We start from the raw sequence: 12,793 nt of genomic DNA on the forward strand, positions 1-12,793 counted from the left end.
TGCTTCTATACTGCCGGGGTGTCGCGCATAGCCCCCGACGACCGCCCCCCCGAAGACGCCGCGTCCGCCCGGCTCCTCGAGCGCATCGCCCAGCTGGAAGCGCAGCTTCATGCGGCCCACCAGGCCCGCGAAGAGGCGACGGAGGCCGAGGAGCTGCTCAAGGGTCTCTTCGCGGCGGTCCCCGCCTTCATCATCCGCTACGACGCGGACTACAGGCTGAAGGCCATCAGCCGCATGCAGCCGGGGTTCGACCGGGCGCAGGTGCTGGGCACAAACTTCTTCGACTACATGCCCCCCGAACACCATTCCGTGGCACGCGAAGCCGTGGAACGCTGCCTGGCCACGGGCGAGCCCCAGCGCTACCAGGTCTCGGGGATGGGCCCGCACGGCCAGCCGGCGGACTACGAGAGCTACGTGGCCCCCGTCAAAGACGCAGACGGAAGCACCGGCTTCGTTTTGGTGGCCATCGACGTGACCTCCCAGAACGCTCAGGCCCTGGCGCTTCGCAAGAGCGAGTCGATGTTGGATCTGGCGCTCGAGGCGGCGGGGGTTGCCCTGTGGGCAGTCGAGCTGCGCTCGCAGAGGGTTACCTGGAACGACCACGCTTTCCAGCTTTTTGGCCACCCCGAGGCGTTGCTGCCCGGGGACTACGCGCGGCTATTGGTGCATCCGGACGACCAAGCGAGCGTGCTTGCCGACATGCAGCGCCCCCTGCTTCCCGGGCGCTTCGCGGGGCCCCCTCACCGCATCATCCGCCCCGATGGTGAGCTGCGCTGGGTCTCCACGATCCGCGACGTGCTCTGCGACGAGCGCGGGCAGCCGACGCACATCATCGGCGGCACCATGGACGTGACCCAACAACACGAGCGTGAGATGCGGGCCCGGGGGGCGCAGCGCATGGAGGCCATGGGGCAGCTCACGGCGGGGATCGCCCACAACTTCAACAACATGCTCGCAGCGATCGTCCCCGCGCTCGATCTCATGCGTCCCGTGATCCCGAGCGACCTCGATGGCATCGCGGCGGGTGCGCAGAAGGCCGCAGCGCGGGCCACGGAGATGGTGCGACAGTTGATGACCTTCGCGGGCAAACGCAACGAAACGCCCCGAGCCGTTTCGGTGGCCTTGGTCGTGAGCCGGTCCCTCGAGATCTGTCGCAACGCCTTCGAGCGCCACGTTTCCCTATCGGTAGAGGTGCTGGACGACGTCGACGTCTTCGTGGCAGCCGCCGACCTCGAGCAAGCGGTGGTGAACCTGCTCATCAACGCGCGAGATGCGGTATTGGCCTCCTCCAGGATCGACAAGCGCGTTTTGGTTCGCGTGCGCCGGGTCGAGGCAACTCCCACGCCAGACGAGCCCCCTTCCGTGAGCCTATATGCCTGCATCGAGGTCGAGGACAACGGCGTGGGCATGACCCCCGAGGTGCAAGCCCACATCTTCGAGCCCTTCTTCACCACGAAGGACGTGGGCCGCGGCACAGGGCTCGGGCTGGCATTGGCCCATGCGGTGGTGAAGCAAGCGGGCGGATGTACCGGGTGCCGATCGGCGCCTGGGGAGGGCACGCAGCTCAGCTTCTACTTGCCAGCCGTCGAGGCTACCTTGCACGACGGAGAGCGCATGGACCGTGGCGATTCCGCCGTTTCCCTCGGCATCCGTGACGTCTTGGTGGTGGACGACGAGGACGACGTGGCGGCGGCGACCGCGGCCCTGTTGCAGCGACACGGCCTGCGCGTATGGCGTGCTTCGACGCTCGCGCAAGCGCTGGACCTCGCGCGTGAGCTGCCCTCGATCGAGCTCGTGCTCCTCGACCGCTCGATGCCGGGAGGGCCTGCGGATCTCATTCTTCCCGACCTTCGCAAACACCTGCCCAGGGCGCGGGTGCTGTTCTTCACGGGGCAAGACCTCGACGCCGACCAGGCCGCTTTGGTGGACGGGGTGGTGTTCAAGCCGGTCAACGACCAGGCACTGCTGGCCCAGCTCTTCCCGCAAGGCAGCACGGTCAAAACGCCTGTGTGAAGCCCGCAGAAAACCGGCCCGGAAGGCCGGCCGTGGGGCCCTGGGTGGCGAACGCCCAGTCCGCACGAATCACGGTGGGCTGCAGCTGCGGAATCAAGAGCCGCAGGCCAGCGCCCACGTCGTGATGAAGCACGAGATCGGAGAAGCGGGCCGCCACGTGACCGAAGTCCCAAAAGGCCGCGACGCCAAGGCGCATGAAGGACACCCGCATGCCCCGCGTGCGCACCTCGAGGTTCCCCACCGCCAGAGCCTGCCCCAGGAACGCCCCGATCGGATACCCCCGCAAACCACTGTCCCCTCCCAGGGCCACATTGCGTACGGCACGGTTTTCGATCAAGCGATCGGCACGCAACCTCAGCACCACACGACCCGCCTCGAAAAGCAGCGGCGTGGCGAGCAAAAGTCCGCCCCTGACTTGATTGTCGACCCAACTGTCGGCAAGGCGCCGCGTGGAGCCCTCGAGCTCCGCACTCCACAAGCCGTTCTTGCCAAGTCGGGACACGAACTTCACGCTACCGGTCAGCCGCCAGAAAGACCTGTCGGCCCCGAGTGCCGGCAGGGCGCGCGCGGCAGACAGCGCGAGCTCGGGCCCAAGCCGAACGTCCTTCGGGCAGATCGAAGGTGTCGTAGTCGTGGAAGGTGACGTAATTCGGGGGTGAACATCCGGTAAGCCACGAGCGGGGCCGAGACCCGCTCCGAGCGGGGCAGTACGTCGCGCGCGAAGGCCGCACGCAAGGCAGGCGCCTCCACGAAGAGCGCGTCGAAGACCTCCGGACGGCGCAAGTCGAAGTCGTAGCCCAGGCTCACCTGTTTGATGACGTGCGTGCCGGATTGGCGGGTGATTCGCGTGTCGACGCTGAGGGTGCGATACCGGTAGCGCCAAGGCACCGCTTCGACGGCCGTCGTGTTGGGGTCATCGTAGGCGCGTAGCCCCGCGCCCAAAAAACTGCGCTCGGTGGCCTCGTACTGATCCAAGCTGAAAACGGCTCCCCACCGGCGGCTGAACGCCCACAGCGGGTGTTCGAGCTTCGCATAGAGCCTCCGCCCCTCCCAAGTTTGCTCCTCCCGTCCCACGTAGGCGCGCGCCAGCGCCAAAAGCTGCCACCGCGAGCCCGCGATGTTGCTGTCGAAGTAGGTGGGGCCCAGGGCATAACGGCCCAACGTGATCTCGAGGTCGCCGGCCACACGCTTGCGGCGGCCGAGAAAGTTGTTCTCGGCCGGCTCGATGTGCAGCAGCGAAAGCACGTTGCCCTGAAACTCGAAGTTTGTGTTCAGCCGCAAGCTGAAGATGTCGCGGGTGACCACCAACACGAACACCTCGCCGGGCGTGGGCGCCTTGACGGGCGCCACGACGACGAACGCGGAGAAGAGCGGTTCGGTGAGCCGGCGCCTGGTTTCCTGCGCCACCACGGGATCCCAGAGGTCACCCGGCTGCAGCAACACTTCGCGCGCAATGATGTGCTCGCGCGTGGTCATATGAAAAAAGTTGAGCCAACCGAGCACCCGGCCGTCTTCTTCCCGGGAGAATACGTCGAAGTTTTTCACCAGCACGCCGGCAACGCGCTTACCTTCCGGGTGCAGCTCGATCTCGAGTCCTCGCTCTTCGAGCACGCGAAGCAGCGCGTTTTCCTGGTACGACCCCAAAGACCCCAGCACCTGCTGCCGGCGCGGCGCGGGTGCGGTGCCCCACGGGGAAGCCTGGGGCAGCTGCGGCGAAGCGCTCGCCGCTTGCCCGTCGGTCGCAGCCCGTGCGGAGGCGACCGCGCAAAGCGTGACGAGACAACAGGCCAGCAACGACCGCATGGGCAAGCCGTGCAAGACTACCCGCAAAGGGCCACGCCCGGAACCTTCCGTGCGTTTGTCCTGGTCCGCAGGGTGGAGAGCCCCCACCCGTAGACCTCTCGTTCCCGGCTTGTCCCCCCCAGGCGGAGGCCGCTGGCACTACCCGCGGGTCAATACGGGCAGCGGTTTGCTGGCGTTCTCCATGACCTGGGGAACGTAAGCCTTTTTGTAGTCGCCGGAGACGAAGTCGAGACCGTATCCGGTGCGGCCGTTGTTGGGAATGTTCTGCCAGTCGGAAGCAGGAAGCCCGTACGACTGAAGAATCGTGGCCAGGAACTGGTTGTGCGTGAGGCCTGTTTGCCCCTTGGCCTGCCCAAACATGGACAGGCGGGCAGAGGGCGCCATGTTGCGGTAGTCGATGTACAGGCCCGTTTGGAAGGCTCCCGCGCCTCCGCCTGCCGTGATCGTGGGGCGGCTGCGAGAATCGTGAGTCTCTTCTCCGGACTCGTTGGTCCAAACCACGAAGCTGTTGTCCAGGATCGTTTGGCCCGGCTGCTCCTCGACGCCGAGCTTCGCGATGAGATCCACGAACACCTCGGAGAAGAGGTTGCGATTGGCTTCCACGAGCAGCCCCTGCCCCGAGGTGTCCCACAAGTGAGCGACACCCTGGTGCCAATTGCTGCTGTTCGAGGCAAACTGGCTCTCATCGATCCCCATCACGGCGATTCGACTCGTGCCGCAAATGAACGCCGCAGCGATGACGTCATTCAAGGCCTGATAGCGCGCGCGACCGGTGACCGCGCCGGGGGCCTTCTGATCTTTGCACGCCGCCGACCGCACCACGGGACCGCCTCCCACGCGGAGTTCGAGCTCCGCGAGCCGCTGCATGTGATCATCGAGCCTCTGGCGGTCCTCCGCCGACAAACGTCGGTTGGATTCTCTGAGGCGCTTGTAGTTCTCCCGCACGCGGTCGACGATGGGAGCTCGCGCCGCGGGGGGCGGCGCCCCCATCCCCCCCCCAGCGGGGTCGAAGATCTTCGTAAACAGGTCTTTGGGCTCTCCCGTTCCCGAAATGGGCTGAATGGTGCCCGACCGGTTCGCGGGGTTCGAAAAGTTGAACGACAGCTGGTTGATCGCGCCCGTGATCATGGCCCGCTCCCGAATCCCGGAGAGATTCGGATAGAACTTATCGGAGAAAGCCAGGAGCTGGTCGATGGTGGGCGTGGATTTGCCCTGCAAGGCCTTCCCGTCGCCACCGTTGCCGTCGTTGCGGGCGTAGTTGCCGAGGTGACCGCCCGTGTTGTGCGCGATGTACCAGGGAACGTCGAGCCCTCGGATCACGTTGAGCTTCTGAACCAACGCGGGGGTCAACTTGTTCGTGGGTCCCCGCAGAATTCCGGATAGAGCGGTGCTTCCGCCCTCGGTCTGTGACTTCAAGCTTCCCCACCGGATCTGGTGCCCCGGGTAAAGCTGCAGAGACTTGTCGAGCCACGCCTCGGGCGGGTACATCGTGGCTTCTCGCACGCCCCCGTGGTTCGACGCCAGCGACACCAGACGAGGCTGGCGCGCGATCACGGGAGTGGCCGCGTAGGCGCGGACCGGAACCAGCGAAGGAAGGAAGGGAAGCGCCAACGTGAATCCCCCGGCACCCCGTAGCACCTGACGACGGCTAACGACAACTGGCTTCATGAAAGTCTCCGGTGGGTGATTCATCGTCACCCGGTTGTGTGTCAGTCTGTGGGCGTAGCTCGGACCGAGCAGTCTTTGCTTTCAAAGGTCGATACGGCGCGACTTGAAGGCGTCCGAGAGCACCATCGATCGGATCATGCTCTTCAGACTCCCGCCTCCGGCCAGCTGCGAACGGAGGCGCTCCAGCACGCAGCCATCGCTCTCGACGTCATCCCACCGCGCAAACGTGTGCCTGAAGTAGCTTCGGGCAAGGCAGGCTTCCACCTTCCCGCTCTCGGCGATCCGGTTCATCAGGTCACCCGGCCCTTCCACCTCGCGGTCGTCATCGATGAATACCCGCGGAACGCTGCGCGTGATGACGGGCTTTCGCAGGCGCTCCTTCCCCGCATCGTCAAAGAGGACTTCCTGAGTGCGCTGGCGCCCCAGAGAGTCGAAGTTCTCTGTCGCAAAGCCGAGCCCATTGATCAGGTTTCTGTGGCACGAGGCGCAGGTCGTTCCCTGCTGCTCCGTGATGGCTTCGACGGCTTCTCGCGTGGTGCTGCTCGAGGTGTCGACGGGGGTGTTCCCGGCGTTCTCGGGCGCGGGCGGAATGGTATCGCAAAGCACACTCTGGCGGATGAATACGCCCTTCATGATGGGCCTCGTCGTCGTGATGCCCGTCGAGAGGAATGCGGCCCGGGTCAGAAAGCCAGGCCGCTCGCCCGCAGCGATGGAGGGCGGTTGCCCCTCACCGGACCAGGCCTCGACGCCGTAGATCCGCGCCAGCGCTGAGGTCCGCGCGAAGGACAGCTCGCTCGAAAGGAGGTCTTGCACCGTTCCGTCGACCGTCCAGGTGTAGTGCTGAAAGAGGTCGATCGGCTCTTGGACCATGTCTTGTCGAAGCGCGCCGTTGGGCTCGAGCTCGCCGGCGAACGCGCGGAAGTCTTTCCGATCCATCGACTTGTCGAGCGCCGGCAGATCTTCCACCTTCAGAAGGTCCATGAAGAACTCGCGAGACGCATTCCGCCCCCGGCTGTCCGCCATGAGTCTGTCCACCTGTGCTTCGTAGCCTTCGGCGGTGCTCAGGCTGCCGTCCTGTGCGGCGTCCCATAGCTCGGCGTCCGGCATCGACTGGGTGAGCTGATAGGAAAGGCGAGCGGCCAGTTCATGAGCAGAGAGTCGGTAGACGCCCGGCTTGCCTCCAGCCTCGTTCTCCCCGTGCTCGACCATGTACAGGAACTGAGGCGCCGAGAGGACCGTTGCGATCACATCCGCCAGGGCAAGGCGATCGACGCCGCCGCTCGTGCCATAGATACCCCGGTAGAAGTTCAGGTCTTCTGGCTCGGCAGGGCGACGCAGCGCCAGAGCCGCAAAACGCTCCAGGAAGGCGTCCACGCAGGCGGTGTCATTCGCGGCGTTGCTGTCCGTGGCACACGCGCCCACCAGTTTGGACAATCGCTCGCCCTGGACCAGCTCAGCTCCCGCCTTGACCGCAACGTCGTAGCTCACGTCTACATGAGCCTGTTGCAAGTCTTGGTCGAGCTGCCTGTAGCTGCCATGCAGGTCTTCCGGGACCTTCTCTCGCTCTTCGGCCGGGTATTTGGCGAGCAGATCCGCGAGGCTGTTCCACACCGCCGCGGCCTCGTTCGCATCGCCGAGCGACCTGTCGATGACATCCCGTAGGCTGTTCTTGTATTGTGTGGCCGTCAGCTTGCGTAGGGCGACCGACGCGGGCGCCACGGACTGCTGACAAGCAAACGTGGGCTTTTCGCCGATCACGCGGCCCGTCTCGTCCTTGACCGGTACGATCTCGGGAGGGGGAGGCGGCTCTTCGGTCGTTTGGTCGGGCTCCTCCTCCGGGGGAGGCTCGTCTTCCACGGGGGTGCGGCTGACGTTGCCCACGCAGGCAGACCACAGCAGCGCCCCGATCAGGAAGGCGAGGAACTGAGGGACACGCACGGATATGACTACCGAAACCTTCATGGTAGACCCCAAGTCACGCGCGGGAGGTCACTTAGAACCACCAAAGCTGCTCCAACGCCGTCTAGAACCGTACAATGCCCCCTCACGGAACTCGCGTCAAGGTTATATCTTATTTAGTGACTATGACTAATCAAGCTAGACCCCGCAGGGGGGCGGGCCTGCGCCTTCTTTGGCTCCGAAAAACGTCGAGGAGCCGGGAGGCGCCCTGTTGGGGGGCCGTCCGGCTCCTCGCGCTCCGCCTCGGGGAGGGGCGATTAGGTCTTGAGCTTGACGTTGTCGATGCAGGTGCTGCCGGTGGTGGAGATGATTTCCACCTTGAGGAGGTTGTTCCACGACAGGCTGACGGTGGAGGTGCCCGAGGCGGGCAGGGACACGTCCTTGACGAGGCGGCCAGACTGGCCCTTGACGTAGCCGTAGACGCGGTAGCTGGTGGCGGCAGATTCGTCCCAGAGCTTCGTGAGGTCGAAGGTGGTGAGAGAGAAGGGCTCGCCCGTGTTCTTGGTGATGGTGATCGTGTCACGTTGGTCGTAGGCGCACAGGCGCTTCGAGCCCTTGACCGTTTCGATGCTCAGCTTGCCAGGCGAGAAGGCATCGATGATGTTCGCGAACTCGAAGTTGTGCGACGTGGTCCAGATCTCGGAGGGGTTCTCGGTGACGAGGCCGAGGGTATTGGCCTCGAAGGAGAGCGTGCGCGAGACGTTGTCCTGGGTCACGGCGCCGTTGTAGTTGGAGTTCACGTAGGTGGTCATCGTGTAGGGCCAGTTGGTCCAGGTTCCACCGCCAAAAGCCGCGCTGTGGAAGTCGCAGGAGGAGTAATCGTAGTGCTCGCCATCACCCACCGGCACTTGCCTGCAAAGGCGCTCGGCGAGGCCCGTGTACTTGGTGGCCTGGTCCACACGGTAGCCTTCGATGGGCTTGTAGGGGTTGCCAGAGCTGGCGCCCAGGCGGCCGGCGATGTTGGCCTTGAAGCCCTGGCCCTTGGCGTAATGAGCCACGGGCGGGTTGGACGCAAACACGTTGCCCATGTACACGCCTTCCTGAATGTGCGCGTCGCTACCCACCTGGTAAGCGAGGGAGAAGCCCACCGAAGGCATGTCCTCGGGGTCGGCGGTGACGAAGATGGGCACGTTTTGGCCGGTGCTGTTGAGGTGTGCGAGCACGCAGGCGCTGATCTGCTGCTGGCAGCGCGCATCACAAGCGCCGTTCTTCCAGCCGGTGCCCACACCAAGGCCACCGGGGAAGGTGTGCCAGTTGCCGTTGTTGTCTTGTTTGCTGATCGAGTCGTTGGCGGCCAGCGCGCACTTGGCGATGTACCTGACCGTGAGGCGGCCACCGTTGGTGGTCATGAGGCCGTTGGTGGTCATGAGACCGTTGGTGGTCATGAGGCCATTGGTGGTGGCGAGGCCGTTGGTGGTCATGAGACCATTGGTGGCCACGAGGCCGTTGATGGCGGACAGGCCGTTGATGGCGGACAGACCGTTTTCGCTGAGAACGCCCTGGGAGATGGGATCGTCCTGCAGGAGAGAGTTGTCGTTTTGGCCGGGGGCGGCGCCGCAGCCCACGGCGCCTCCCAGGAGCAGGAATCCAAGGGTCTTGGCGAATCCGGTGTTCATCTGAGGTCTCCTTCGGTAGCCCGGCCAGCTCGAGGAGCTCCGTGGCTTTGCGTAACGCGGTCGCCCGCGTGTTGCCGTTTCGGGAACATTCCCTTGTCCCGGAGAAGAGCAATCGGTGTGCCATGTATAGAACGTAAGCCAGCTTACTCAATATGGGACAAAAACAGCCCTTGGACCAGGGGACCTGTTGTGCCCCGCACAACACCTGATGATTCGGCCGCTACAGTCCGGGGCCGCAGATTCGCCTCGAAGGCTGCCGTGTTCGTGCTCGTTCTTGCGTGGATCCTGTCGGGCGGGCTCTCCCCCCGTGTGGGAACGGCCGGCTGGGCCTCTCTGGGTGACATGCCTCGCCCTGTGGCGCAGGCCGACGGGCTTTCGTTCCAGAGCGACCAAGGCACCTTGTGGGTGGGCGCTGAGAACGATCACGTGTTGCGGGTGCGCTTTTCGCCCCGCGCCTCGTTGGGCCGCGACCACTCCTACGCGTTGACCTCACCGAGACCGAAGGTGACGACGAAGCCCACGGTCGAGGTGGGCGCGACGCAGTCCCTCGTGAGGGTTCAAGGCCTGAGCGTTTCGATCAATCACAGCCCACTTCGGCTCACATTTCGCGATACCGCAGGCGCAGTGATCGACGAAGACGACGCTGAACGCGGCATCGCATTCGTGGGCCGAACGACCCGCGTCTGGAAGACCTTGCCAGACGACGCACATGTCTACGGCCTTGGCGAAAAGGGAGGGCGCCTGGACAAGCGCGGCCGCAACTTGGGCGGCACCTCGTACACCATGTGGAACAACGACACATTTGCGTACGACAGCGACACAGATCCCATCTACGTATCGGTTCCCTTTTTCATGGTCATGCGCAAGGCACGCGCCCACGGTGTCTTTCTCGACAACACGTCCCGGAGCTCGTTTGACGTGGGACACGAATCACAGCGCTTGCTCTCGTTTGGTGCTGAATCGGGGGAACTCAACTACTACGTGATCGCCGGTCCGCACCCCAAGGATGTGGTGGCTCGCTACACCGCACTCACCGGGCGCATCAACCTTCCCCCCAAGTGGGCCCTGGGATTTCATCAGTCGCGCTGGGGCTACTGGCCCGAGTCACGACTGCGGCTGGTGGCGAACACGTTCCGGGAAAAGAAGATTCCAGCCGACGCCCTGTGGCTGGACATCGATTACCAGGAGGGGTTCAAACCCTTCACCTGGGACAAACAGCGCTTTCCCGATCCGCCCCGCATGCTGAAGGAGCTGGCCGCCCAGGGCTTTCGCGTCATCACCATCGTGGATCCCCATCCCCCCGAGCAGCGCGGATACCCCGTATTCGATGAGGGCCTGGCAGGGGATCATTTCGTTCGCGCACAAGACGGCACGATCTTTACGGGCGCCGTGTGGCCGATGCGCGCAACGCCCCCGCGGCGCAGCGTTTTTCCCGATTTCACGAGACCCAGCACACGGCACTGGTGGGCCGAGCTCTACAAACCTTTTCTGGACATGGGCGTCGCGGGCATCTGGAACGACATGAACGAGCCCGCCGTGGGCGATCAACAGAACGGAACCATGCCCTTCGACGTTCGTCACGACAACGAAGGACAGCCCACGGATCACCGTGAGGTTCACAACGTTTACGGGCAGCAGATGACACGTGCCACCTTCGAGGGCCTTCGCGCAGCGCGACCTAACCAGCGCCCCTTCGTGCTCACCCGCGCGAGCTTCGCGGGCGGCCAAAAGTGGAGTGCCGTGTGGACAGGCGACAACCAAAGCGACTGGGCGCATCTGCGCGGAGGCATTCCCATGTTGTTGGGGATGGGACTTTCGGGTTTTGCGTTCGTGGGCAACGACGTGGGCGGATTCGCCGATTCCCCCGTGCCCGCCCTCTTCACCCGATGGGCGCAGGCAGCCGTGTTCTTCCCTTTCATGCGTGCGCACACGACGCGCGCCAGCCTGGATCAGGAGCCGTGGTCCTACGGTGTCGAGAAGGAGATCGAGAACCGTAGGATCATCGAGCTGCGCTACCGCTTGCTGCCCACCATCTACAACGAGATGCAAAAAGCAAGCGCCACGGGTGTGCCCGCCATGCGCCCTCTGTTCCTCGAATTTCCAGACGACCCTGCCACCTGGGATCGGGACGACGAGTTCATGTGGGGCGAAGATCTCTTGGTCGCGCCCGTCCTCAAGGAAGTGGCGCTCGAGCGCGAGGTGTACTTGCCCCCCGGAGATTGGTACGACCACCGTACGGGTGCGTTGAATGCGGGGGCGCGATCCAAGGGCCCCAAGTCAGGCGACCAGACCGCACTGGCTCAGGGGGGAGGGCAGACCCTCACCGTGCCCGTCACGCTTTCGACCCTGCCGCTCTTCGTCCGGTCCGGGGGCGTGGTCTTCTCGACGGACGTGGTACAGCACACGGGACAGCTGCCGGGACAGCCCCTTCGGGTTTCGGTCTATCCGTCCGAACGCGAGACGACGCGCACCCTTTACGAGGACGATGGCGAGAGCATGGCTTATGTGAACGGCGCCGCGTGCGTGCGTGTCTTCCGAAGCGTGCGCACGGCCGAGCGCGTTCGCGTCGACATCTCTGCGTGCCAGGGGACGTATAAACCAGCGCCCCGCTCTCTTGTCGTGCGCACGCCCGAACGGTACGCCGCATCGGCCACGGTCAACGGAAAGCCCGCGGCCGTGAACCGCGATGCGACTGGTTTCTCCGAGCTCACGATGCCGGATACGTTCGGAGCTCTCAGGGTCGAGTTTCGGCGGTGAGGTCCCGGCCGCCGAAGGCCCGACTCACTCCGAGGCAGGCGTCGGGCCCAGGGGACCTATCGCGACGTCGAGGATGAGGCGATCCTCAAGCACATCGTGGATGCGTAAGTCGTCGAGGCGCATGCGCGCCAGAAAAGGCAACTCGTTCGCTCGAAGCGAGGGGACGAGCTCGGGGCGCTGCTCGGAGACCGGCCGGGCGTACGCAAAGCTGGCGCGAAGCCCGCTGGCCAAAGACACCCGCAGTTCCACGTCGATCGTGTTGCTCGCAACGGAGACGCGCAAAGGGCGCGCCGTGAGCGCCTCGTTCGGGACCAAGGCGAAGTCGAGGTGTCCGTGCACCGTGAAGTCAGCCACGGGCTTGCGCCCGCGCGGCTGCCAGGAATAGCTGAGGCCCTCGAACACCCGCTCGTCTTCGTCCGCGTCGACGAACCCCACCACGTCGAACTTCATGCGACGAGGTCCGTCGGCCCGCAGCAAACGAACCTCTTTCACCTGGACTTTGGCGCCCGTGTACCGCGTCTTGACGAGCGTCACGTCCCGCAAGAGCTCGGGCCGCTTGTCGCGCAGGGCCCTCTGAACTTCTTCGGTCGAGATCGCCTCCGCCACGGCCCGGTTCACGACGACCCGCCCAGAGGCCGTGCGGGCCACCGCGTCGAGCGCGGTGAGGCGCACCTCGGAAATGCCCCGAGCGGGGTTCGGCAGAACGAGGCTGTCCGGGAAAGGCCCCGCGCTCGCGTCAGCGGCCCAGGCCGCGTCTCCGGCCCGCAGGAGGGAACACAGGAGCGCAGCGGGCACAAAAAAAGAGGACAGCTGTAACGGAAGCGGCATGGTGGGACGCAGGCTTGAGTGTACGCTGCTGCGCACCTCCACTTCCAGCGGGAAGGCGCCACGCACACCCAAGCCACGCGCAGCGCGCCAGCCTCAAGGTTGGCGGGTGGACCTTCGATGCCTAAAGGAGGGAGCCGCGGCGCCGGCAT

General features: G+C 64.8%; 8 protein-coding genes and 1 riboswitch. Of the genes, 2 read left to right on the forward strand and 6 right to left on the reverse strand.

The window, feature by feature from the left end; translation table 11 throughout:
• Positions 1-18: 18 nt before the first annotated feature.
• The gene (locus tag KA712_20775; GenBank protein MCG5055407.1) at positions 19-2,013 is read left to right on the forward strand and encodes a PAS domain S-box protein; all 1,995 of its coding nucleotides are present in this window, start codon (positions 19-21) and stop codon (positions 2,011-2,013) included.
• Here KA712_20775 and KA712_20780 read toward each other — a convergent pair.
• The 5 genes from KA712_20780 to KA712_20800 all read right to left on the reverse strand — a co-directional run bounded on the left by KA712_20780 (position 1,997) and on the right by KA712_20800 (position 9,059).
• Positions 1,997-2,515 carry a hypothetical protein gene (locus KA712_20780; GenBank protein ID MCG5055408.1) on the reverse strand — a complete coding sequence of 173 codons (519 nt, stop codon included), beginning with the start codon at positions 2,513-2,515 and terminating at the stop codon, positions 1,997-1,999. The two genes, KA712_20775 and KA712_20780, sit on opposite strands and share 17 nt — an antisense overlap.
• 17 nt (positions 2,516-2,532) lie before the next feature.
• Positions 2,533-3,822, reverse strand: coding sequence for a hypothetical protein (locus KA712_20785; GenBank protein MCG5055409.1), 1,290 nt, complete (start codon positions 3,820-3,822; stop codon positions 2,533-2,535).
• 132 nt (positions 3,823-3,954) lie between these two features.
• The gene (locus KA712_20790; GenBank protein MCG5055410.1) at positions 3,955-5,484 is read right to left on the reverse strand and encodes a DUF1552 domain-containing protein; all 1,530 of its coding nucleotides are present in this window, start codon (positions 5,482-5,484) and stop codon (positions 3,955-3,957) included.
• Between the two features lie 81 nt (positions 5,485-5,565).
• Positions 5,566-7,446 (reverse strand): DUF1592 domain-containing protein, encoded by a 1,881-nt coding sequence (locus KA712_20795; protein ID MCG5055411.1) that lies wholly within the window; start codon positions 7,444-7,446, stop codon positions 5,566-5,568.
• 254 nt (positions 7,447-7,700) lie between these two features.
• Positions 7,701-9,059, reverse strand: coding sequence for a hypothetical protein (locus KA712_20800; GenBank protein MCG5055412.1), 1,359 nt, complete (start codon positions 9,057-9,059; stop codon positions 7,701-7,703).
• Positions 9,060-9,070: 11 nt separating this feature from the next.
• A riboswitch (cyclic di-GMP riboswitch) is annotated at positions 9,071-9,145 on the reverse strand.
• A 172-nt stretch (positions 9,146-9,317) separates the two neighbouring features.
• Here KA712_20800 and KA712_20805 point away from each other — a divergent pair.
• Positions 9,318-11,816 carry a glycoside hydrolase family 31 protein gene (locus KA712_20805; GenBank protein ID MCG5055413.1) on the forward strand — a complete coding sequence of 833 codons (2,499 nt, stop codon included), beginning with the start codon at positions 9,318-9,320 and terminating at the stop codon, positions 11,814-11,816.
• A 24-nt stretch (positions 11,817-11,840) separates the two neighbouring features.
• On the opposite strand, the gene KA712_20810 is transcribed toward KA712_20805, so the two are convergent.
• On the reverse strand, positions 11,841-12,644 hold the full coding sequence (locus KA712_20810) for a hypothetical protein (protein MCG5055414.1): 804 nt from the start codon (positions 12,642-12,644) through the stop codon (positions 11,841-11,843).
• Positions 12,645-12,793 lie beyond the last annotated feature (149 nt).

The organism is Myxococcales bacterium (genome assembly GCA_022184915.1).
Taxonomy (GTDB): Bacteria; Myxococcota_A; Polyangia; order Fen-1088; family Fen-1088; genus JAGTJU01.